This is a genomic window from Acinetobacter sp. CIP 51.11 (genome assembly GCF_000369665.1).
In the GTDB taxonomy this organism is placed as follows: Bacteria; Pseudomonadota; Gammaproteobacteria; order Pseudomonadales; family Moraxellaceae; genus Acinetobacter; species Acinetobacter lwoffii_S.
Genome location: NZ_KB850128.1, coordinates 656271 through 680614, shown reverse-complemented (window position 1 = coordinate 680614; position 24344 = coordinate 656271). Strand labels below are relative to the sequence as shown.

22 protein-coding genes are annotated in these 24344 nt (G+C 41.3%); 3 read left to right on the top strand and 19 right to left on the bottom strand.

Features of this window, described 5'->3' with window-relative positions:
- Window positions 1-156: 156 nt before the first annotated feature.
- The 19 genes from bamB to F894_RS03360 form a co-directional block, all read right to left on the bottom strand.
- Complete coding sequence (gene bamB / locus F894_RS03450; RefSeq protein WP_005245986.1) at window positions 157-1305, bottom strand: outer membrane protein assembly factor BamB; 1149 nt, start codon at window positions 1303-1305, stop codon at window positions 157-159.
- A complete protein-coding gene (locus F894_RS03445; protein WP_005103250.1) occupies window positions 1302-2000 on the bottom strand; it encodes a YfgM family protein in 699 nt (232 codons plus the stop codon). The genes bamB and F894_RS03445 overlap by 4 nt, the downstream gene beginning before the upstream one ends.
- Before the next feature lie 30 nt (window positions 2001-2030).
- Window positions 2031-3326, bottom strand: a complete 1296-nt coding sequence (gene hisS, locus F894_RS03440; protein ID WP_005245985.1) for a histidine--tRNA ligase — start codon at window positions 3324-3326, stop codon at window positions 2031-2033.
- A gap of 3 nt (window positions 3327-3329) precedes the next feature.
- Window positions 3330-4451 carry a flavodoxin-dependent (E)-4-hydroxy-3-methylbut-2-enyl-diphosphate synthase gene (gene ispG, locus F894_RS03435; RefSeq protein WP_004278355.1) on the bottom strand — a complete coding sequence of 374 codons (1122 nt, stop codon included), beginning with the start codon at window positions 4449-4451 and terminating at the stop codon, window positions 3330-3332.
- Between the two features lie 23 nt (window positions 4452-4474).
- Window positions 4475-5266 (bottom strand): helix-turn-helix domain-containing protein, encoded by a 792-nt coding sequence (locus tag F894_RS03430; protein ID WP_004647463.1) that lies wholly within the window; start codon window positions 5264-5266, stop codon window positions 4475-4477.
- The gene (gene pilW, locus F894_RS03425) at window positions 5257-6057 is read right to left on the bottom strand and encodes a type IV pilus biogenesis/stability protein PilW (protein WP_005245984.1); all 801 of its coding nucleotides are present in this window, start codon (window positions 6055-6057) and stop codon (window positions 5257-5259) included. Before pilW ends, F894_RS03430 begins: the two co-directional genes overlap by 10 nt.
- 14 nt (window positions 6058-6071) lie before the next feature.
- Window positions 6072-7307 carry a dual-specificity RNA methyltransferase RlmN gene (gene rlmN, locus F894_RS03420; RefSeq protein WP_005107875.1) on the bottom strand — a complete coding sequence of 412 codons (1236 nt, stop codon included), beginning with the start codon at window positions 7305-7307 and terminating at the stop codon, window positions 6072-6074.
- A gap of 122 nt (window positions 7308-7429) precedes the next feature.
- Complete coding sequence (gene ndk / locus F894_RS03415) at window positions 7430-7861, bottom strand: nucleoside-diphosphate kinase (protein ID WP_004647460.1); 432 nt, start codon at window positions 7859-7861, stop codon at window positions 7430-7432.
- A 110-nt stretch (window positions 7862-7971) separates the two neighbouring features.
- Complete coding sequence (gene iscX / locus F894_RS03410; RefSeq protein WP_004278360.1) at window positions 7972-8172, bottom strand: Fe-S cluster assembly protein IscX; 201 nt, start codon at window positions 8170-8172, stop codon at window positions 7972-7974.
- 87 nt (window positions 8173-8259) lie between these two features.
- Window positions 8260-8811 (bottom strand): phosphatase PAP2 family protein, encoded by a 552-nt coding sequence (locus tag F894_RS03405; protein ID WP_004278361.1) that lies wholly within the window; start codon window positions 8809-8811, stop codon window positions 8260-8262.
- Window positions 8812-8831: 20 nt separating this feature from the next.
- The gene (locus F894_RS03400) at window positions 8832-10112 is read right to left on the bottom strand and encodes a glycosyltransferase family 4 protein (protein ID WP_005245983.1); all 1281 of its coding nucleotides are present in this window, start codon (window positions 10110-10112) and stop codon (window positions 8832-8834) included.
- Between the two features lie 272 nt (window positions 10113-10384).
- Window positions 10385-10795 carry a hypothetical protein gene (locus F894_RS03395; RefSeq protein WP_005107879.1) on the bottom strand — a complete coding sequence of 137 codons (411 nt, stop codon included), beginning with the start codon at window positions 10793-10795 and terminating at the stop codon, window positions 10385-10387.
- Between the two features lie 10 nt (window positions 10796-10805).
- Window positions 10806-13136, bottom strand: a complete 2331-nt coding sequence (locus F894_RS03390) for a fimbria/pilus outer membrane usher protein (RefSeq protein ID WP_005245980.1) — start codon at window positions 13134-13136, stop codon at window positions 10806-10808.
- Between the two features lie 41 nt (window positions 13137-13177).
- Window positions 13178-13879, bottom strand: a complete 702-nt coding sequence (locus F894_RS03385; RefSeq protein WP_005245979.1) for a fimbrial biogenesis chaperone — start codon at window positions 13877-13879, stop codon at window positions 13178-13180.
- A 110-nt stretch (window positions 13880-13989) separates the two neighbouring features.
- On the bottom strand, window positions 13990-14511 hold the full coding sequence (locus F894_RS03380) for a hypothetical protein (protein WP_005107882.1): 522 nt from the start codon (window positions 14509-14511) through the stop codon (window positions 13990-13992).
- Between the two features lie 900 nt (window positions 14512-15411).
- The gene (locus F894_RS03375) at window positions 15412-16242 is read right to left on the bottom strand and encodes a DUF2971 domain-containing protein (RefSeq protein ID WP_005245978.1); all 831 of its coding nucleotides are present in this window, start codon (window positions 16240-16242) and stop codon (window positions 15412-15414) included.
- A gap of 229 nt (window positions 16243-16471) precedes the next feature.
- A complete protein-coding gene (gene ilvC / locus F894_RS03370) occupies window positions 16472-17488 on the bottom strand; it encodes a ketol-acid reductoisomerase (RefSeq protein ID WP_004278368.1) in 1017 nt (338 codons plus the stop codon).
- Window positions 17489-17594: 106 nt separating this feature from the next.
- Window positions 17595-18086: an acetolactate synthase small subunit gene (gene ilvN, locus F894_RS03365; RefSeq protein WP_004278369.1), complete on the bottom strand. Its 492-nt coding sequence runs from the start codon at window positions 18084-18086 to the stop codon at window positions 17595-17597.
- Entirely contained in the window at window positions 18083-19810 is a 1728-nt protein-coding gene (locus F894_RS03360) for an acetolactate synthase 3 large subunit (protein ID WP_005245977.1), read from the bottom strand. The genes ilvN and F894_RS03360 overlap by 4 nt, the downstream gene beginning before the upstream one ends.
- A 687-nt stretch (window positions 19811-20497) precedes the next feature.
- Here F894_RS03360 and F894_RS03355 point away from each other — a divergent pair.
- The 3 genes from F894_RS03355 to F894_RS03345 all read left to right on the top strand — a co-directional run bounded on the left by F894_RS03355 (window position 20498) and on the right by F894_RS03345 (window position 24337).
- Complete coding sequence (locus F894_RS03355; protein ID WP_005103228.1) at window positions 20498-20851, top strand: DUF4124 domain-containing protein; 354 nt, start codon at window positions 20498-20500, stop codon at window positions 20849-20851.
- 123 nt (window positions 20852-20974) lie between these two features.
- Window positions 20975-23596 carry a leucine--tRNA ligase gene (leuS, locus tag F894_RS03350; protein WP_005245976.1) on the top strand — a complete coding sequence of 874 codons (2622 nt, stop codon included), beginning with the start codon at window positions 20975-20977 and terminating at the stop codon, window positions 23594-23596.
- 207 nt (window positions 23597-23803) lie between these two features.
- Window positions 23804-24337, top strand: coding sequence for an LPS-assembly lipoprotein LptE (locus F894_RS03345; protein WP_005245975.1), 534 nt, complete (start codon window positions 23804-23806; stop codon window positions 24335-24337).
- The last annotated feature ends 7 nt before the right edge of the window (window positions 24338-24344 follow it).

Genomic DNA, 24344 nt, shown 5'->3' with positions numbered 1-24344 from the left:
ATTCAATATCAGGCGTCAAAGTGGCCTGAACATCAGAAAGTATAGGAAGATATAAGGGGGAAATACCCTAAATAAAAACACGGGGCATTGATTTTTCAATCACCCCGCGTTCACAAAAATACGGTTGTGGCTAGTTTAGCATAAGGCTCGTTAAAATTAACGGTTCTGCCAAATGCTTAATGCGCCCTTGCGTGTAGAAACATAAAGCTGGTTGTCGATGACGCGTAAGCTACGTACTTCCCCAGAGGTTTTCGAACGACCAGTAATCTGTCCGGTACGCGGATCAATCAGGTGCAAGACACCATCCAGATCGCCGACTACAAGATCAGTACCCAGCATCACCGGATTACTTAACTTGCGATTCAACAGCTGGTCATTTTCCCAAAGCGGTTGACCCGAGGTAATCTCAAAGGCTTTGATTTTGCCATCGGTTTGCGCCACAAATACGCCATTACCCACAACTTCTGGACGCTGGATACTGCTGGCATCTTCACTCCAGACCACCTGTTGTGAAGCTAAATCCAGCACAGTCACCTGACCTTGATAACTGGTGGTCACCACAAACTGGCCTGCAACGACCGGTTCCCCGTCAATATCCACCAGACGCTGGATATCAGAACGTCCATCCGACACTGCGACACGACGCTGTAATTTTGGCACACCACTTAAGGCATCCAATGCATAGATATAAGCATTGGAAGAGGCAATCAGTATATTACGGGCATCTAATGCAACCGGTGCAGCCATGCCACGTAAGCTGAATTGTACATTAGGTAAGTCATAAGTCCAAACTTGCGCACCCGTCGCAATTTCATGCGCATATACGGTGCCGTCATTGCTGACACTAATGACCCGCCCTGCATGAATCAGTGAAGGCGCCAGTAAAGCACCCGTCAATTGCGCAGTCCATTTCTGCTCGCCGGTTTGTTGATCTAGCGCAAACAGCTGACCTTTCTGGTTGCCGACGACAACAAGACCTTCGGCAGCTTCAACGCCAGAACTTAAATTGTCTTTGCTGACTTTCTTCTGCCACAGACGCTGTTTGCCTTTAAATGCAGACACTTCGCCTTTCGGGTCAATCGCAAAGACCACGCCATTGTCTGCATCCAGACGTAAACGCAACGGATCAGCAGCATCTGTTGACGCCACACTGGTGGAAAATACAGGGACCAGGGTTTTGGCTTGGGTCAGTTTTGGAAGTGGATTCGGTTTTACTTCTGGAACTTTAGTGGTTTTACCTGCACAGCCAGCCAGTGCAAGCGTTAAAACAGTCAAGGCACAGGTAATTTTGTATTTTCTATTCATGCAGCTTCTTCCGCTTGTGTTTCTATAATTGGGCGTTCGATTTCTGGATCATCGACTAACACGCCTACGCTTTCGAGCTTAATTTGTAAAATCTGACGTTCTTCTTTACGTTCAATCAAAGCATCCCATGCACTTTGATATACTTTTTTCGCATTTTCAATATCATTTTTGGCAACATAGATATCGCCACGTGCTTCATCGGCAGTTGCTTTAAATGCAGGTTCAGTCACTGCTTCTAAAGTTTTCAATGCAGCATCATATTTTTTCTGTGCCAGTTGCGCATAGGCCAGACGAAGTTTAACCACCTGAACCAGGCCTTTATCATCTACTTTCGAGTTTTCAACTTTCTGTAGTGCTTTCTCGGCCGCAGCATAATCTTCTTTGTCATAAGCCAGTTTCGCCATGACTAACTGGGTTTGAATCGCCTGAGCTGAGTCAGGCGCTTCCTTGACAATTTTGTCCGCAGTTTCAGACAGCTTGGCAAAACCATCACCTTTCGATGCCTGTGCATCATCCATCAACTGCTGAACCTTGGCAGTGTGCATTTGCGACTCTGCCAGGTTTTTCTTCTGCCAATATTCCCATCCAAAAAAGGCAATCAGCGCAATTAAAATCCCGGTAATCATCGAAGAACCATATTTCTTCGTAAAGGATTTTAAGCTTTCAAACTGTTCATCACCACTCATTGCGCTCATGAGATTACCCTTTTCCTAATGTTTTATCGATTATTTTGAAGAAATTTTAGTACTAAAAAATGCAACGAAGTCCGTAAATGGTACATTCGATTGCTCTGCGGTTGCCAGCTCTTTCACAGTAAACGCCTGAGCTTCCAGTTCACGTTCACCCAAAATCGCCGCATACAAAGCACCGGCTTGATCAGCCTTTTTCATTTGCGATTTCATTGAACCCTGTGAGCCTACTTTCAGACGAACCTGACTGCCTGCTGCTTCAAGCTGATCACGGATCTGCTCCGCAATGACCAAAGCTTTACCTTGAGAAGCCGGTTCAGCCACCAGGAATACTTCACAATCACGTGTCGGGGTATTGTCTTCAACCTGCTCAAGCAAAAGCAATAAACGCTCGATACCCATGGCAAAACCAACTGCAGGAACAGACTGATCTGCCTTTCCTTTAAGCTGCCCCACCAGGCCGTCATAACGGCCACCGGCACAGACTGTTCCTTGTGAACCCAAATGGGTTGTGGTCCATTCAAAAACAGTTTTGTTGTAATAGTCCAGACCGCGTACCAGTTTTTGATTGATCACGAAGCTCACGCCTGCATCAGTCAAATACTGCTGTAACTGGGCAAAATGCGCCAGAGTTTCTTCACCCATAAAGTCATGCAGTTTCGGTGCATTTTCCAAGATGCTTTGTGTTTTGGCATCTTTAGAATCCAGAATACGCAATGGATTCGTGGTCAGACGGCGCTGAGAATCTTCATCCAGATCCGCTTTATGCGACTCCAGGAATTCAACCAGTGCCGCACGATATGCTGCACGCTCATCCGACTCACCGAGTGTATTTAACTCAAGCTGAACCTTGTCTGCTACACCCATACGTTTCCACAGACGCGCCGTCATCAAAATCAGTTCTGCGTCCATGTCCGGAGTCGCAACACCAAAAGTTTCCACACCAAACTGGTGGAACTGACGGTAGCGGCCTTTTTGCGGTTTTTCATAACGGAACATTGGGCCGATATACCAGACGCGAGGCGTCGCACCGCGCAGCAGGTTATGCTCCAGCATGGCACGTACGCAACCCGCCGTCCCTTCAGGACGCAAAGTCAACGACTCAGGTGGATTGCCTTTGTCGAGGAAAGTATACATCTCTTTTTCAACGATATCGGTTGCATCACCGATCGAACGTTTAAACAAATTAGTCTGTTCTACGATAGGCAAACGGATTTGTTGATAGCCATAGGCATCCATCAAACCGGATAGATGCTGTTCAAGACGTCTCCAAGCTGAGGTTTGCGTTGGGAGAATGTCATTAAAACCTTTGATTGCGACGATTGAACTCATGATCTACTCAGGAAAACTTGTACGAATAATTTCTTTAGATTTAGCTTCTTCAAGCTCGGTAACACGTTGACGAACCATGGTTTCGATTTCATCAACCAATTGATTTGTGTCAATTAAATGGCTCTTTTCACCATTACGGTACACCAGTGAACGTGGTGCTGCACCTACGACACCAATATCCGCTTCTTTAGCTTCGCCCGGCCCATTCACTTTACAGCCAATGACCGAGACATCCATTGGGGTACGAATATCTTCTAAACGCTCTTCAAGTTGCTGCATCACGGAAATCACATTAAATTCCTGACGTGAACAGCTTGGGCAGGCAATGAAGTTAATCCCGTTGGAGCGCAGACCCAGCGATTTCAGAATATCAAAACCAATTTTAATTTCTTCTTCAGGCTCGGCAGCCAGTGAAATACGCATGGTATCCCCGATGCCTTCCATCAGCAGGCCGCCCAAAGCGATCGCAGATTTAACCGAACCGGTGCGGTAAATACCCGCTTCCGTGACACCTAGATGGAGCGGATTATCAATTTGCTGTGACAGCAAACGATACGCATCCATGGTCAGGAACACATTCGATGCTTTGACTGAAATTTTGAATTCCTGGAAATCCAGACGGTCTAGAATATCGATATGGCGCATCGCAGATTCAAGCAAAGCCTGACCCGTCGGCTCGCCATATTTCTTTTGAATATCTTTTTCCAGTGAGCCGGCATTAACACCGATCCGCATGGAAATATCGTTATGACGTGCTGCGGCCACCACTTCACGGATTTTCGCTTCAGAACCGATATTGCCCGGGTTAATCCGCAGGCAGTCTGCACCCAAATCGGCAACTGCCAAAGCAATTTTATAATCGAAGTGAATATCCGCCACCAAAGGTACATTGACCTGTTTGCGAATTTCACCAAATGCCGCCGCCGCTTCCATGGTAGGCACAGAAACCCGCATGATGTCCGCGCCTGCATCCACACAGCGCTGAATCTGTGCAACCGTAGCTGCTACATCACAGGTTTCAGTATTAGTCATCGACTGGATACTGATTGGTGCATCACCACCCACATAAACTGAACCCACACGAATTTTACGTGTTGGACGACGTTTAATTGGATTTACGATCATCGTTCTGCTCTACTCTTGATCTGTTAAGGTGATAAACGGAATTCTGCTTTTCCGTTCACAGTGTAGGGTGACAATGAAATATTTTCATTATTTAAACTGAGTGATACAGCCGATGCATCATCCAGACGAATCTGGAATGGCGCTTCACCATTCAGCTGCAAGCTCGATGCCTGACGGCCAGTTGCCAGAACATTACCCGCCGAGTCGACAATATGCACCGAAGTCGGACGGTTAAAATCAAGTTTCAGCTGATCACCGGAAAGTGCGGCACCTGTATCCAGATTCAGAATCTCGACATTAGAAGCGCCTACTCCAGAGACTTCACTGCTATTTTGTGAATTACTACTCGACCAGTTCTGAATCATGGCAAACAGTGCACCCAAAATCAGCAACAGTACCAGCGTAATAAAAATTCGTTTTAACCACTTACGATTGCGGTCACGCTTGGAACCTGGCAATTTCCCCATAATTTTGATAGGAGAATTGTTCAGGGCATGGTTCGGCAGCAGCCCGGTATCATTGGTATAAATTTCATCAAAACGCTGAATAATACTAGACGCATCTACACCCAGAAATTTGGCATAAGTCCGGTAATAACCTTTGATAAAGGTCGCTTCAGGCAAAGATTTGTATTCATCCTGCTCAAGAGCAGTCAGGGTTTTGACCGGGATGTTCAGCTCTTTCGCTACATCTTCCAGATTGCGTTGCTGATTGATGCGAATCTGGCGCAAGTACTCGCCCGGACGTTGAATATTTCCTAACGCATTTGGAGCTACGCTCGAATGATTCGATGGTGAATTAGGATTTACTTCCATACGGCCTCAGTACTGTACTGTAATTGCAAATAACGTTGGTATTCCTGGCTTTCAGGAAAAAGTGCACGTAACTGGTTGACCAATACCTGCATACCCAACTGATCACCCCCGGCACGCGCAGTGCGAATGCCGACCCAGAGCGCACGGGCACCCTGATTCTTCTGTCCCACACCACGCACAAACTGTTGATACATTTGTGTCGCCGCCGGGAACTGCTGGTTCAAATAAAATATTTCTGCCAACTCTAACATTGAAATATAAGAATCGCGATTGGCTTGCAGCGCCTGTTTGAATGATTTTTCAGCATTTGTTGCATCACCCAGTTTCAGGTAAATCCGCCCCATATTTTCCAATGCGCGGAAACGTTGATCATAACCCAACGTGGCACCAGCAATTTGAAACTGCTCAATCGCATCATTATAGCGTTCGAGCTGATATAAATAAGTGCCATAATTATTTCGCGCCTGCGCATTTTTCGGATCTGCCGAAATCGCACGCTTGAAATAATGATCTGCTTTTTCGAGATTGAGCTTGCTACCTTCCTGCTGCAATAGCACGCCCATCATCATATTTGCTTGAGAATCACGTGGACTGCTTTCAAGTGCCTGATCCAGCGCACGTTTAGCTGCATCCAGGTCACCTGTTCTCAGATATTCTACCGCCAATTGGGTACGGACTTTGGTGGCCTTTTCAGGGTCTTTCTGACCCAGATCTGGCGTCTGACACGCGACTAAAACCAAAGACACACATACTGTTGAAATCAAAGCAAACTTTGATGTTAGATTTCTCAACTGGCGACCTCTTATTATCCTTGTGAGCGCATGATCTCATTCGATTGCGCAATTTTCTTTTTCCACTGTTCCGCACGACGGGTACGGTCAGCGACTTGTCCGACTAACTGGCCACACGCGGCATCAATGTCATCACCGCGTGTCTGACGAATCGTACACACAAAACCGGCATCAGACAAAGTTTTTTGGAAAGAAATAATCCGGTTGCGGCTTGAGCGGCCATATGGCGCATGCGGGAACGGATTAAAAGGAATCAAATTAATCTTGCTTGGCAAATTCTTCAACAGCTTAATCATTTGCTGAGCATGTTCAGGATGGTCATTCACGCCATCTAACATCACATATTCAATCGTCACATGTTTACGTGAACTTTCGTTACCATCTTTAGCAATATAGCGCTGACATGCAGCAATCAGCTGCTCAAGCGGATATTTTTTATTGATCGGCACTAGCTCATTACGCAGTTCATCATTTGGCGCATGCAATGAAATAGCCAGCGCCACGTCAATATCTTTGACCATCTGATCGATTTTCGGTACCACACCAGAAGTCGATAAAGTCACACGACGTTTTGACATGCCGTATGCAAAGTCATCTAGCATCACACGCATCGAGTTCAACACGGCATCGTAGTTGAGTAATGGCTCGCCCATGCCCATCATCACCACGTTCGTGACTGAACGTTCACGCTCAAGTACCGGCACATCTTCCATATAGGAATAGTTCGCCATCCAGAGCTGACCGATAATTTCTGCCTGGGTCAAATCGCGCTGAAAACCCTGTTTACCAGTCGAACAGAATGAACAGTCCAGTGCACAGCCCACTTGTGAAGAAATACACAAAGTGCGACGTAAACCACTGCGATGTTCAGCAGGAATCAGTACAGTTTCAACAAGAGAACCTTCGCCATCGCCAACACGGAATACCCATTTACGGGTACCATCTTTAGAATAGTTTTTATGCACCACTTCAGGCGCTTTAATTTCACAAATCTTTTCCAGTTTTTCACGCAGTTTTCCTGAAATATTGGTCATTTCAGCAAAATCAGTCACGAAGAACTGGTGAATCCATTTCATCACCTGCCCGGCACGAAACTTCTTTTCACCCATGTCCTCAAAGAATTTTTCCATTTGCGGACGTGACATGCCAAGTAAATTCACTTTCTCGACAGTATTTGCCTGTGCTGGAGCGGATGGAGTGTGTTGCTGCGGCTCAGAAACTGCTGATACAGCGACTGCTTCAGTACTCATGTGTATTACCTAAATCATGTCTAAAGATGAAAGGAGAAGCTCAATATGTGAGCAAAGAATTATTCAGAGAATAAAAAAACCAGATAAGTATAATAACACTTATCTGGCTTGAATACTGCGAATTAACGAGTACGTGGAGCAATCTCAGTTTGAGCGAAGAAGTAGTTAACTTCACGATCAGCAGATGCTACAGAGTCAGAACCGTGAGCAGCATTTTCGTCGATGCTTACAGCGAAATCTGCACGGATAGTACCAGGAGCAGCTTCTTTAGGATTAGTCGCGCCAAGGATGTCACGGTGAGCAAGAACAGCATTTTCGCCTTCAAGAACTGAAACAACAACTGGACCAGAAGTCATAAATGCAACTAGGTCAGCAAAGAAACCACGTTCTTTGTGCTCAGCATAGAAGCCTTCAGCTTCAGCTTGAGTCAAATGTTTCATTTTAGTTGCAACAATTTGAAGACCAGCTTTCTCGAAACGAGCAAAGATGTCGCCGATGTGGTTTTTAGCAACTGCGTCTGGTTTAACGATAGATAAAGTACGTTCGATAGCCATGATAGGCTCCTTAAGTCAATTGTTGACATGAAAATTTGGCGCATTATACCGAGATAATGCGCATTTTTCTGCTTTTCATCTGTAAAAAAATGCTTTTTTAAGATGAGGCCTTAGCGTGCCTCGTCAATCCATGCCATTTGAATGGCTTCAAGCAAACCTTCAGTCGACTTGGTTGGATCATCTTCAAACTCAGGCAAAGCACACACCCAGGCATGTAAATCAGTAAAACGAATCCACTGCGGGTCCACATCTGGATGCGCTTCATAGAGTTCAATCGCGATATCGAGCGTGTCAGTCCAACGTAAACCCATCTCTATTTCTCACCATAATTGCTTTGATGCTGTACTTTAACAAATCTGTGAAAATCTGCGAGCCTTTGCTCCGGCTTTCACTTATTTTTACAGCACAATATTCAGATAAGGCGCGGTCAGGACAATGGCAATTGCCATCATGCCACCCAGAATTGCGCCAACTGCCACATCACTTGGATAATGCAATCCCAGCACCATTCGGGACACTGCGACCAGAACCGTAAAAGGCAACATCAGCATCAGTAATAAAGGTGCGACATAACCTAAAACGGTGGTTGCCATCACGGCATGCAAGGTATGCCCGGAAGGAAAACTGAAATGATCCAGTGGATGCTCACCCAAACGGATCACTTGATGTACCTGATAAGGACGTGGTCGTACAGTTTTGATTTTAAGCACCTTGTAAATCATAGTACCTATAGTACTTCCCAAAATCAGATAAACAATCTGCACGGTATAGATCAAGCCTTGCATGATCCAAACCAGTATCAGCATGAAATACCAAAATGCACCATTTCCTAAGCGGCTAATCATTTTAAAAAAAGTGGCAATACGGACTGAATGCGAAAAATGATTCAGATAAACACAGCCTTTCAAATCGATTTCTAAAAATTTAATCTTTACATTCTGGAGTTTCACACTGGTGCTCCTTTCTTGTTTTATATCCTGTATTCCTGATGCTGTAACAGTGAATACAATGCTTGTTCAAATTGCCGGACTGGATATTGCCAGCCTACTTTTTCGGCTTTTTTACGTGCTTGTGTGCCCATTTGTTGCAATCTTTGCAGATCAGGCAATCCGAGCATCTGCTGGATCAAACCCTGCTGATGTCCAAGTCTGCTCAACCATCCCGTTTCACCATGCTGCACATGCAAATTTGCACAAGCATAATCATAAGCAATCACTGGCAAGCCACTGGCCATCGCTTCCAATACCACATTTCCAAAGGTTTCAACCTGACTGGCAAAACAGAATACGTCTGCACTGGCATACACCGCTGACAGTTTTTCCCCTGTCAAGCTACCGGTAAAAACAATGCTACCATCCTGATTCAGTTGTTGCAGTCGAGTACGATCCGGCCCATCTCCGACCACCACCAAACGCACATCTTGCTGACGAACCTGACGCAGCACAAAATAGGTTTTGATCAGCACGTCAATTTCCTTTTCAGGAGAAAGCCGTCCGACATACAACATCACCCGGGTCTCGTTGGAAACTCCCCAAGCATAGCGCAAATCTGGTGATCGCCACTTTGGTGAAAATGTATCTGGATCGACGCCTCTGCCCACGACTGCCAAGGGACAAGTTACACCAAACTGATTTAAGGCTTGAGCCGTGCCTCGACTCGGGACACAGGTCAAATCAGTATTATTATGAAACCACTTTAAATAGCCTTGAATTGGCTTTAGTAAAAAAGCCAAATCAAAAAACCGACTAAATTCCTGAAATGACGAGTGGAAACCGCTAGAGACTGGAATTTTATGGAATTTTGCAAGCTGCTGAGCTACCAAACCCAAAGGGCCTTCGGTCACAATATGAATAATATCGGGTGTAAAAGTTTCAACAGCTTGATGGATTTTTAGAAATTGCGGTCTACCAAACTGCAAATTACTATATTTAGGAATGCAATGCGCTTTAACCAGACATTCACTATGTGGTTTAAAATCGTTACAGGCTTGCCGTTGTTGTGGACGTATTAATAAAATCTTATGCCCCTGTTTTTGTAATCCTTTACAAAGTTGCAATAAAGCATGGGCAACACCATTGATTTCAGGAGGCCAAGTTTCGGTAACGATGGCAATTTTTAAACGGGACCGTGTCAGATCTTCCAGGACTATTTTGTCATGAATGGCCTGTTTACGTTGTTCTTTTAAATCAAACTGGATTTTGTGAATAACAGGTCTTTGCTCTAATAATTCTGAGATGGAAATTTGTTGCATCTCGCACCTATTCGCTTATATTTTTCACCCAGTATAGAAAGATCTCATGACTATTTGATGAATAAAAATAACTAAAAAAAGCCAAAAATAAATCTTATAAATTATTATTTATATTAAAAAAATAAGTGAATACCAATTAATTCTTAGACTAAAAAGATATTCACTTTATACAGATCTTCATTTAACCTCCTCAAAGTTCCTGCATGTTTGCTTTACTGTACTGATCCCAGGTTGGTTTAAAGTCTTTCAGGCAATTTCCTTATTTCTATGATTTAAAAATTAATATCGACAGAAATCCGATCACGATAAGTTCCAGCTGGAACCCCATTAAAAGGATTCTCTTCGAGTTGAACCGAAACGATATATTTCTGTCTCTGTGAAGCTCCCTGATTCACTCTGACTCCCCATAACCCACTATTTGCACCACTCAAATTTAATTTGGTACGCAATTTATTAGGACCATTAGACACATAACTTATCCCGTTGGAACTCACCAGGTTCTGACTATTAAATAAAATTGAATAGCCCATATCACATGAAATATTAAATGAAGTGGCAGCCTGACTACGCTGATAGCTGGCTAGACGTAATTCTGGAGTGGTAAAACCATCAATCGAGCAATATTGGGCCATGGCTATTTCACTCATACTGAGTGCGGTAATAAATAAAAAGAGCTTTTTCATTTTTCTACTCCTACTTACATATAGTTTCCAGAATTTGCTTGTCTGAATTCTGGAATTGGTTTTCATTCAGAATGAATTGAGCCTGGCACTGCTGCCCTCTATTAGTCTTCACTTTAATGTTGTAAGTGCCTGCTTTAAATAGATATAGGTAAACAATACCCTGACTATCAACAAAAGAAGGTTCTGTACTGAGACCATCCACAAGAACCTCAGAGCCTATGACTAAATTATTTTGTTGTGCATCTTTAATTCTTAGCGCAATACGTTTGGTTTTATAGATAGGAAAATCCAGCTTATATCCACGTTGATCCAGACCAATAATTTTTTTAGAAGAGTGTTCAAAAGTTTCTTCCATCGCTAACTGGTTATGGTCAAAAGAAATATCGTAATGGATATAAGGGATGATGTTATGTATAAACATATAGCCTTGATTATTGGTGCTTCCAGCTAGACTCGCTGAACGATAGATATCAAGATTTGGATGTTGATCGACCTCAACCAGAGCAAAAGCATTATCAGCATATTTGGTGAATGCTATTTTACTACCTAGCCAAACCAAGGCGCCCTCAAACATAGCCTGTGAATTACGACGATTCTCATATTCATCATGAGAAAGTTGTAAATTACCAATACTGGTTTTCCATAAACCATAAGCATTGTAATTAACTTCTTCTTCAGTGCGATTAACCCCCAAAACATAATCAAAACCATTCTGAGTCATCGTTCTGTGACTAAAACTTAAACTCGTTTCATTATCTTCAGTATCGTGATTTAAATAAATTTGACCCTTTTCTTCCCAGTCATAAGATAAGGCGATATTGAAACCATGATCCCCATCATTCCCAAAATCTTTATAAAAGCCAAAATTTGTATATAATTTTTTTGTTAAGCTTTTTGAAGCTCGAATATCAAAAATTTTCTGAGCATCATTACTAAAACCATTTTGCTCATAATAAGATTGATAAATATAACTAAGATTTAATCCATCAATGAATCCCAAATTGGAAAAATTAAAATATAGAATATTTGAGGCTTCAATATTAGAGTCATATATATCACCACTTAAATATTGATATTCCTGAGTAAAATATCGACTATTTATACCAAAGGACCAGTTTCTAAAATCCCGACTCAGGGCTATCGAAGCCGCATATCCTTGTTCATCATTCGCTTTTGTCTGGCTAACTGAAAATGCACTATCCATAAGCAAGTATTTACTTATTCCTTGGGTCCATAAAAAATCAAAATTGCTGACATCTTTACTATATAAAAAATCTCCTCCCAAAGTCGTTGAAGACGTTATACCCCGCCGGTAAAACAATTTTGTAAAAAACTCCCGATAATCATCATCGACATAATCATAGTTATATCTAAGTTTACCTAATGAAATATTATATTCGTTCAATTTTGGCTTTAATAATCGACTATTAATATAAACCGGAAAACTCTGGACGCTCCTATTCCCTAAAATATCTTCTACAACAATTTGTGCATCACCCGCCTGATTTAGCATTGCTCCAGCAGGAAGATTATAATTACCAGGGGTCACAGAATCCCGATATAAACGCACCCCATTAATATATAGATCAATTGTTGAGGGTACGCTTGCACTTCCATTTAAAGTAGGCGCATTCCAGTAAACAAAGTCTGGACGATTGGTATAGTTGGTACCAAAGCTTAGCCCCCCAAACCGAAAAGAATTATTTAAACTGCTATAAGGACTTGTCGTATCTCCCAAGGTAAGTCTTGAAAAGATTTTTGGAAATTCAACATCGAGCGTCGTATTGACACGTAAAAATCCTTCTTCAATATCTTCAGGTTCATTACGATATAAAAAAGCATTTTTTAATAACCAATAATCTTTAAATATCCCAATTTCTGAAAATGTATTAAACTCTTGTTCTGCATCATCTTTATTATAAAATAAACTATAATTAACAAACCCTCCAAAATTCGCTTTCTCGGGATTTTCTACCTCTAATTCATAATGAGTATCTTCAAAATAATTGACTGGAAAGTTAATTTTAATGGCTTGTAAACTATAGTCATCTTCAACTGTTACACCTGGTTGATTCAATAAACAGAACTCCTTCTTGACCAAGTGACGGGGGATCCTTTCAATGTGAATTCCTATTCTGGATAAAGCCTCACACTCAATATACCTCTGCCCTCCATCAGAAAAATGAATTGCTTCAGTTTTATAATCTAAGCCATTTACCCATATATTTACGATGAACATTTCTAGATTGTCTTTCTGCACCGTCTGTTGAACATTTTCAGCATTTACATTTGTTAGCCCCATCCCACACGCGATCATTAGAAGAATTTTAGTGACCTTCATAGCATCATCCTTTTACTATTTATTCTTTTTGTAAGCATCTTCTAGGCTTTTACAGGAAATTCCAAATATCCCTCATGGTCTTCCACTTTTATTTTTAACTTCAAATCTCCATTTTCCTTTAATTCGCCAAGTTCAAATTTAATTTTATTTCCACTCAAAATATATTGAACAAAATCTTTTTTCATGAGTTGATTATTTTTATCATCCAATACTATAACTTCAGTAATTTTTGCATGAGATTTAGATAGATTATTTACATTTAGATAAGCCAGTTCATTAATTTTTTGCAAATCTATATTTAATTGTGGTGTAACCTGTTTTCCAGCAAAAAAAGGCAGTGAGAAGTTAAACAAAAAATTAATCGAAGAATTATCATCAACTGGTGTTACTTCTTTAAAAATGATCCTCCATGATTGCTGTTGCTCTAAATTTAATGGGGGTTGGCTAAACCCGATACGGACAACTTGTTTACTTTCAGGTTTTAGCTCAAATGTTTTTGGATTAAACAGTAAAGTATTATCCTCCAATAGAACATCTTCACCTTTTTCATTTTGCTGCCATTTAAATGCACTAATTTCATATATTTTTGAAGTACTTAATCCTGTACTTTCAATATTAACAGTTGTACTTTTCTGTCTTTTAAAATCTTGAATATAGACTTGGATAGGACTGAACTTTATTCCCGCTGATAAAGAAAAACTAAACAAAAACAATATAGAGAATCCTATAATTTTTTTAATCATATTTCACTCCCAAACCTAAATATAATTATTATTAATCATAAAAATATTAAAATAGGAGATGTAGTACATCTCCTACTTATTCAAAATGTTATATAAAAAATTTCTTATTATTAGAATCGCACTTCTACGTTATATACACCACGATAAGTACCAGCATCAGCTGCTTCAACCGCACTACCAGCTACTGTAGCTGCGACATCCCAACGATGAGCTTGTCCTTTGGTACTTGACTGAGTGCCATAATAAGCTTTTCCACCACGTGTAGTAGTCACAACTACAGGTACAGAGTTCTCACCATTGCGCAAAGTATTTAGTGGATTAATATTTAATCGATAAGGGGCATTTGTGCTGACATTAAAGAAGCCCGCATCGCTCCAATTACCTCCCGTGGTTTGTGCAAGTGTTAATCGAGGTGTCTCAACATCTAAATCACAATGTCTTGGAACTTCCAAAACAATGTCAATTTTTCCGTCACATTTGTCTCCACATCCATGTTTGCCTGGTTTATGAGGTTTATTTGGACCCTGTTGTGGAGGACCACCTCGGTTTGTTTCTGCTGCGTATAGAGCTGTTGAACTAAAACCAAAACCCAGTACGAGTGCTGCCAATGTGGCTTGAGTCATTTTTTTCATGTTTTTCTCCATTTCTTTTTTTAAAAGAATATATTTTTCTTTTATTTTTAACGCTTATATCCCAACTCTTAGAATTCAGAGCTATTTTTCTAAGCGCAGACTCATATTAGTGCGATTATTTTCATTAGCGTACAAAGCTTTAATATTCACAATATAGCCGCCTATATTTTTATAAAATTATCTATCTATATATTTATTTATTTTATAAGCACTTAGACTTATATATAAATTATTACAAATACAATCCATTTAAAATTATAAGCATTCCATACTTTCACTACACTTCATTTAATAGATAAAAATACCCACAAGACATTGATATAATTATTTTTTCAAATTACTCAATTTAAATTGGAAATAAATCTTACAAATGCTTACAATTTCCAGATACTACCCTTTAAAAAAATTATTTTTTTTATTTTTTATAGTTATTTTTACAGCATCATAAAAGTTTAATATTTTTCAGCTAAACAAACAATTACAATCAAACAACACAAAGCATATATTAAACCTAGAGTATAAAAATGTAACAAAGTAAATAATTAATTTTATAATATTATTAAATTTTAATTACTATTAATTTAATTTATCAATAATTTTAATATTTAAAAATTTAATTTCAAAATTTATATTCTAATAAATATTTTTTTGATTGACCTCAAGGTAAAAATAAGTTTAGTGATTTTTATTTCAATATTTTTTAATTGATTTTTTTTAGAGGTCGTACAATTACAGTTCAATAACTGATTTATACAAATCAAATAATAAAAAATTGAGTGTGGACATGATCAATAAGAATGAGTTTTTACGCTGGCTATACTTCATTTTTTGAAAAGAAAAATGAAGTGGAAATTTAGAACACATACTATGCTTTAAAACCAATATTATTACTTAATATTTTTAAATATCAATATTTTTACGTGTAAGATCGCACCTATCATAATCTTTATCTACTTTAAATACAGGTAAACTCAAACTTCTACAAAGGTTATATAACCGATCTAATTTTTCTATATTATCAGGATTCCAAGTATTAGTTTCTTTTTCTTGTGAACGTCTTAATTTCCGGTATGAACCTAATCCAAATGTTACATCAACAAAGGCATCAGGATTTATTTCCAATATATAAATTGGTTTAAATCCTGGTGTAATTTTCTGCCATACTTGACCATCAAAATTATACTTTCGTTGACGTGGTATATGATAGGTAGAAATATAAGGTGAAATTTTTTTCACAATTCTTACCTCTTCTTCATACTTCCAAAAATGCATTTTATTAAGTAGCGCTTGTTTCAATATTTCTTTATCTTTTCCCCAAGTTAAATTTTCAACATTATTCAAAAATTCAACAGTACATCGATTTAAGTTTTTCGGCTCTTCACTTAAATATGTGACTGAACCACAGTCTGCTGTAATAATGAATTTATCAGCATCATTCAATCCAGCTTTATTTACGTCAATTCCAATTACTACACCATTATGGCTATCTGCATAATGTGCCCACATCAATGGATTTAATGGCTGTTTAGTTAAACATGTAATTAAATACTTTCTGGAAAACTTCTGCTGCAAAACCTCATTAGAATTTCGCTTTGAAATTATATGATCATACAAGCCTAATGTTGTACATTCGAACGGATCATTAAAATCCTCTAAATGCGAAAAAGCTAATGTCCGATTATTTAAGGTTAAAAGAGCATCATCAAAGCTCATATATTTATATAAAATCATTATTCTTATCCAATAAAAAACCCCGCTTTCGCAGGGCTTTTATAGCATAAAAATCAGCCAATCAAGAGATTAGTTTTTCTATTTATCAACGATTTTGTTTGCTTGGCTCCAAGATATGAAAAAAATGGGAAAGCACTGCTTTCCCATTTTTTCAGGCACGTAAACATAGAAATAAAAAACCCACTCAAATTAAGTGGGTTTTCGCATTCAAATCAATTGATTCGAGAAATTAGTTTTTCTCTTTATCTACAATTTTGTTCGCTTGGATCCAAGGCATCATCGCACGTAACTTGTTACCAGTAACTTCGATACCGTGAGCCGCATTTTGACGACGACGAGCAGTCATAGATGGGTAGTTCAACGCACCTTCTTGAATAAACATCTTCGCGTATTCGCCAGATTGAATACGTTTAAGCGCATTACGCATTGCTTCACGAGACTGTTCGTTGATTACTTCAGTACCCGTTACATATTCGCCGTATTCAGCGTTGTTTGACACTGAGTAGTTCATGTCCGCGATACCGCCTTCGAACATTAAGTCAACGATCAATTTAAGTTCGTGTAGACATTCGAAATACGCCATTTCTGGTGCATAACCAGCTTCAACCAGAGTTTCGAAGCCCATTTTAACCAATTCAACAGCACCACCACAAAGAACTGCTTGCTCACCGAAAAGGTCAGTTTCAGTTTCTTCACGGAATGAAGTTTCGATGATACCTGTACGGCCGCCACCTACGCCTGAAGCGTAAGAAAGAGCAACGTTACGCGCATTACCAGAAGCATCTTGGTGAATCGCGATAAGGTCAGGAACACCTGAACCACGTTGGTATTCAGAACGTACGGTGTGACCAGGAGCTTTAGGTGCAACCATGATTACGTCTAAGTCAGCACGTGGAACAACTTGGTTATAAAGAATCGAGAAACCATGAGCAAATGCTAAAGTAGCGCCTTGCTTGATGTTTGGCTCAATTACGTCACGGTAAAGTTGAGATTGGAACTCATCTGGAGTCAAAATCATCACTACGTCAGCTTGTGCTACAGCAGCAGGAACTTCAGCAACTTTAAGACCTGAATTTTCAGCTTTCTTCCAAGAAGCAGAGTTCGCACGTAAACCTACAGTTACGTCAACACCAGAATCTTTCAGGTTAAGCGCATGCGCGTGGCCTTGTGAACCGTAACCAATGATCGCTACTTTCTTAGATTGGATGATAGATAAGTCACAGTCTTTATCGTAAAAAATTTGCATTGCTGTCTCCGCTTAAATGCTTGTTTGTCCGTTAAATCAGGCAATGACCCTTAAATTTACATTGCCTGATACCCTCTTCTTATTCAGATGAGGAAATACTTAAAATTTAGATGGTGAGTACTTTTTCGCCGCGTGCGATACCTGATACACCTGAACGAACCACTTCTAAAATCGTGTGTTCTGCAAGTGCATCAATAAACGCATCCACTTTTTCAGTGGTACCCGCGATTTGAATGGTATAGGTCGTTGGTGTTACATCGACAATCTGACCACGGAAAATATCTGCCGTACGTTTGATTTCGTCACGCGATGAACCCAATGCTTTGACTTTAATCAGCATCAATTCACGCTCAATATGTGCACCTTCAGACAGGTCAACCACTTTCACCACTTCAACCAACTTGTTAAGCTGTTTGGTAATTTGCTCAATCTTGTGATCATCACCATAAGTGGTCAATGTCAAACGTGAAAGCGTTGGATCTTCAGTCGGAGCAACATTCAATGTTTCGATATTGTAGCCACGCTGTGAGAACAAACCCACTAAACGGGAAAGCGCGCCTGATTCGTTTTCTACGAGTACAGAGATAATATGTCTCATTTCGTGCGCTCCCCTTTAGCCAACCACATATCCTGCATCGACTGACCCGCAATCAACATCGGATAAACGTGCTCGGTACGATCTACCATAACGTTAATAAATACGCACTTGTCGTTAATCGCCATCGCTTCTGCAAGCTTCGACTCTAGCTCATCGGCATGATTAATCTGAATACCGACATGACCATAGGCTTCCATCAGTTTGGCAAAATCAGGCAATGAATCTACATAAGAACTTGAATGACGTCCTTCATAGTTCATATCTTGCCATTGTTTTACCATGCCTAAAGACTGGTTATTCAAGCACAGGATTTTTACATTCAGGCCATATTGCTTACAGGTCGAAAGCTCCTGGATACACATCTGAATCGATGCTTCACCGGTGATACATACTACTTGCTGTTCCGGGTATGCAAGCTTCGCAGCCATTGCATACGGCAAGCCCACACCCATAGTGCCTAGACCACCTGAGTTGATCCATTGACGTGGACGTTTGTATTTGTAATACATCGCACCAAACATCTGATGCTGACCGACGTCAGAAGTAATGATCGCTTCACCATTGGTCACTTTGTCCAATGCCTGAACCACTTGTTGTGGCTTCATTACGCCATCAACACCTGCTTCAAAACGACCGCCATGAACCTTGCGCCATTCATTGATCTGTTTCCACCATGCCGCAATCGCTTCAGGATTTGGCTTAGAAACATTAAGCTGTTTCAACTGGTTCAACATCTCATTCAATACAGGCTCTACAGCACCGACGATTGGAATGTGCGCCATAATGGTTTTTGAAATCGTCGCTGGATCGATATCAATATGAATGACTTTAGCATTCGGACAGAATTTCGCAGGATTGTTGGTCACGCGGTCATCGAAACGCGCACCCACACACAGAATTACATCTGCATTGTGCATGGTCATGTTGGCTTCGTAAGTACCGTGCATACCCAACATACCGATGAACTGCTCATCATCACCCGGGAATGCGCCAAGACCCATCAAGGTATTGGTCACTGGATAACCTAATAAATGCGCCAATTCTGTTAATTGTGCTGAAGCATTGCCTTGAACCACACCACCGCCTGAGTAAATCACAGGACGTTTAGCATGGATCAGTTCTTCAATCGCTTTACGAATTTGACCTGAGTGACCACGGAACGGTGGCTGATACGAACGCATCTTCACTTTTTCGGGATATTCGTAAGCAAATTTTTCTGTAGGATTGGTCGCATCCTTTGGAATATCAATCACTACAGGACCTGGACGACCTGAAGACGCGATATAGAAGGCTTTCTTGATAATCGCAGGAATTTCGCTGGCATGACGCACCTGGAAACTATGTTTCACGATAGGACGGGAAATACCGACCATATCGGTTTCCTGGAATGCATCTTCACCAATCAGATGACTCGCAACCTGACCTGACAAAATCACCATCGGGATTGAGTCCATATAGGCCGTTGCAATTGGGGTCACCGTGTTGGTTGCGCCCGGACCTGAAGTCACCAGCACAACACCGGTCTTGCCTGTCACGCGTGAGTAAGCATCGGCCATGTGACCAGCAGCCTGTTCGTGACGTACGAGATAATGATTGATTCTGTCTTGTTGAAATAGCGCATCATAAATATGAAGAACTGCGCCGCCTGGGTATCCAAAAACATGTTCAACGCCTTCGTCCGCTAATGCGCGAACAAGCATTTCACCACCAGATAGAAGTTCCAACGTGATTCACCCTAATATTATTCACTGCACAAATGGGAGGCATTTGCAGTGTTTCGTTTGTTAACTGTCTGCACTGTTATAGCACACAAATTTCATAGTTTTCAAAGCAATAGGAAAAAAATCTGATCTCTTCACTGTTCGAGCAATACGGGATCTAAAACATGTTGGGATAAACATATTTTGCTTAGCTTTGTTCAATTTCTCGGCTAGAAAAATCGCCCACTGCATGAAATGACACTTAGTCGAAGGGTGATCGATCTAAGGCATATAAAACTATTGCAGCATTCTTGTGTTTTCAGGCTTTAAAGTCAAGTTTAAAAAACAGACAATCCATACTTACTAGTGCCTAGATCTGCTGTTTTTAACAGCAATATCAGCTCATAGCCATGCATTGACTGTCTTGTCTATTCATCTAATCCAATAAAATTCATAGAGTTAATGGTTTAATTTTATAAATTTTTAATATGTCTTATATAAAAAAAATGAATGAATTTTTATTAAATGAAAGGAAATTGTTTATCAATAAATCTTGTATACGAAGATTTGTCTCTGATTTCTTATACGCTAGATTGAGCTTATTTAAGCAGTTAGCTTTGAATAAAGCAGATAAAAATCCATCATTTTTACTGAAAATATCACTACAATAATTGCAGTATTCCATGCCTAGCAAGCCGAGGCCCAAGAACAATGAAAATATCTTTTTTAACCGCCTTCAGTTTGAGTTGCGCAGTTGTTTTGAGCATCTGTAGCACCAGCGCTTCCGCGATCCAGTATCATAAATGGGTCGATGCGAAAGGTGTCACGCATTATACCAAGACGCCACCACCAAAATCTGCGAAAAAAGCCACCACAGTGGATACTTATGGCTGGAAAAATTCAGCACCGGCATCTCCAAGAACAGCTGAAACTGAAGTTCAAACCGAGAACACACCTCAAGAACAACAGCAACAAGCCCCTCAAGTTCCTGCGAATCAGGACCAGCAACAACGTGAAGCCAACGAAGCCTTGCAGCAATCTAAAAATCGTGCAGTTGCTTTATAAGACACCTCTATATAGAACAGCGTGTTTTTTCTTCGGTAAATGCTGGCGCAAAATTCACTTTTAGGTGCATTTTGCGCTATGCTGTGCAACAGACTTTTTTCACCGTAATTCACTGATACGTTTATGACTACTCACATTGATTCCGAATATCAAGCCAGTGCGATTGAGCCTCAAGTCCAACAGGATTGGGAATCTCGCAAAGCCTTTAAAGTTGCCGACAAAGTAGAAGGTCCACGTCGTTATATTCTCTCGATGTTCCCTTACCCAAGTGGCAAGCTGCATATGGGTCATGTGCGTAACTATACGATTGGTGACGTGATCAGCCGTTTCCATCGCTTAAAAGGTGAAACGGTCCTGCAACCGATGGGTTGGGATGCTTTTGGTCTGCCTGCTGAAAATGCAGCGATTGCGCATCAGGTTGCACCGGCAAAATGGACATTTGAAAATATCGCTTACATGCGTGACCAGTTGAAAAAACTCGGTCTTGCAGTGGATTGGGATCGTGAATTTGCGACCTGTACCCCTGAATACTATCGCTGGGAACAATGGTTATTTGTTCAGCTTTATAAAAAAGGTTTGATCTACCGTAAACTTTCTACAGTGAACTGGGATCCGGTCGATCAGACTGTTCTTGCCAACGAACAGGTTGAAAATGGTCGCGGCTGGCGTTCAGGTGCATTGGTAGAAAAACGTGATATTCCAATGTACTACTTCCGCATCACTGATTATGCGCAAGAGTTACTGGACGATTTAGACACGCTTAAAGACGGTTGGCCACAACAAGTATTGACCATGCAACGTAACTGGATTGGCCGCTCACAAGGGATGGAAATCACCTTCCCTTCAGCGAATCCAGAAGTTTATGCAGATGGTTTAACAGTCTTCACCACACGTGCCGATACCTTGATGGGCGTAACGTATGTTGCAGTTGCAGCAGAACACCCGATGGCGCTGAAAGCGGCTGAAACAAACCCAGAATTGGCTGCATTCATTGAAGAATGCCGTATGGGTTCTGTGGCAGAAGCGGATCTTGCGACTGCCGAGAAGAAAGGCATGGCAACCGGTCTTTCTGTGAAGCATCCTGTGACTGGCGAAGAAGTTCCGGTTTGGATCGCCAACTATGTATTGATGTCTTATGGTTCAGGTGCAGTGATGGCAGTTCCATCACACGATGAACGTGACTTCGAATTTGCCAATAAATATGGCTTGACCATCAAGCAAGTGATTGATGCTAAAGGCGCAGATGATGCTGACTTTGATGCGACTCAATGGCAAGAATGGTATGACTCGAAAGAAGGTAAACTGGTCAATTCAGCCGAATTTGACGGTCTAGATTTCCAAGGTGCATACGATGCATTCCTTGCTAAATTAGAACCAACAGGCCTAGCAAGTTCTAAAGTTCAATTCCGTCTACGTGACTGGGGGGTTTCCCGTCAGCGTTATTGGGGTTGTCCAATTCCAATGATTAACTGTCCATCATGTGGTCAAGTGCCAGTACCTGAAGAGCAGCTTCCTGTGGTTCTTCCGACTGACGTTGTTCCAGATGGTTCAGGTAACCCACTGAACAAAATGCCTGAGTTCTATGAAACGACTTGTCCAAGCTGTGGTGGCGACGCACGTCGTGAAACAGATACGCTTGATACATTCGTAGAATCGTCTTGGTACTATGCACGTTATGCATCTCCAGACTTTACGGGTGGCATGGTGAAACCTGAAGCAGGTCAAACCTGGCTTCCTGTGAACCAATACATCGGTGGTGTTGAACACGCGATTCTGCACTTACTTTATGCACGCTTCTTCCACAAATTGATGCGTGATGAAGGCGTGGTACAAGGCAATGAACCATTCACTAACTTGTTAACGCAAGGGATGGTGCTAGCAGATACCTTCTATCGTGAAGCAGACTCAGGTAAGAAAACCTGGTTTAATCCGGCAGATATCGAGCTTGAAAAAGACGAAAAAGGCCGTGTGCTTTCTGCCAAATATAAAGAAGATGGCCAGGAAGTTATCGTTGGTGGTCAGGAAAAAATGTCGAAATCGAAAAATAACGGTATCGACCCGCAATCGATTATTGACCAGTACGGCGCAGATACGGCACGTGTGTTCATGATGTTCGCGGCTCCACCTGATCAATCACTTGAATGGTCTGATGCCGGTGTTGAGGGTGCAAACCGCTTCCTGAAACGTGTATGGCGTTTAGCAACAGGCTTCCTTGAAAAAGGTAACGGTGCATCAAACATCGATAAAGCGGCACTGTCTACGGCTGCACAAGACTTGCGTCGTAAGACACACGAAACCATCCAAAAAGTCGGTGATGATATTGAACGTCGTCATGCATTTAACACTGCCATTGCTGCATTGATGGAACTTTTAAATGCTAACAACAAATTTGAAGCCCAAGATGACAATGACGTTGCTGTTGCACGTGAATCGATTACCACGCTGTTAACTTTACTTGCACCATTTGCACCGCATTTAAGCCAGACTTTATTGGCTGAATTTGGGATTGAATTGAATTCAACTTTGTTCCCTGCGGTAGATGAATCTGCGCTGACACGTAATACACAAACGATTGTGGTTCAAGTCAACGGTAAACTCCGTGGTAAGTTAGAAGTATCTGTAGATGCCTCTAAAGATGACATCTTGGCTCAAGCCAAAGCATTGCCTGAAGTCCAACAATTCTTGACCGGTCCAACCAAGAAAGAAATTGTAGTACCGAATAAATTAGTGAATTTGGTGGTTTAAGTCCTTACATTACCTCTCCTTTCAGGAGAGGGTTAGGGAGAGGTAAATATATAAACCCTCATCCTAACCTTCTCCCAAAGGGAGAAGGAACTTTATGAAGGATTTCACAATTCCCAAACAAAGCCCGTTGCCAGCCAACGGGCTTTGACTTTACAATCCAGTTCAGGATTTCAAATATTCCCCTTCGGGAAGCATAGAGGGCAACACATGCATTTGAGCAAACGTTTAGCAGCAATTGTTTTAACTTGTGGTCTGAGTGCAGGCTTAGTCGGCTGTGGTTTTCACCTGAAAGGAACCAATCCGAGCTCCGCACCTGTTGCTTACTCTGTCATGAGCCTGTCTTTACCGCCCAACACTGAAGAACTGCAAGAGAAACTGGCAGTTTACCTCGGTGCTGCAGGCGTACAGCTAAGTAATGCACCTAAAGCTTATGTGTTACGTGTCCTGGATTACACTCCTCGCCGTCTGGAACTGAACGGTAAACTGGTTGAAACCTTATTACGTTTAAACGTGACTTTCCGGATTGAAGATGCACAAGGCAATCCGATCACTGAACCACGCACTGTCGTGGCAACACGTACGTATCAATATGATATTGAAACGGTCAACACCGATGACCAGGAACAAAAATATCTGAATCAGGTCATTATTGATGATGTGGCGCAGCAGATCGCGCGTCAGATTTCATCGAACCGCTTACCCTTAGCCAAACAAAATACCTCAGCGCAACCTGCTCAATAAGACCTCT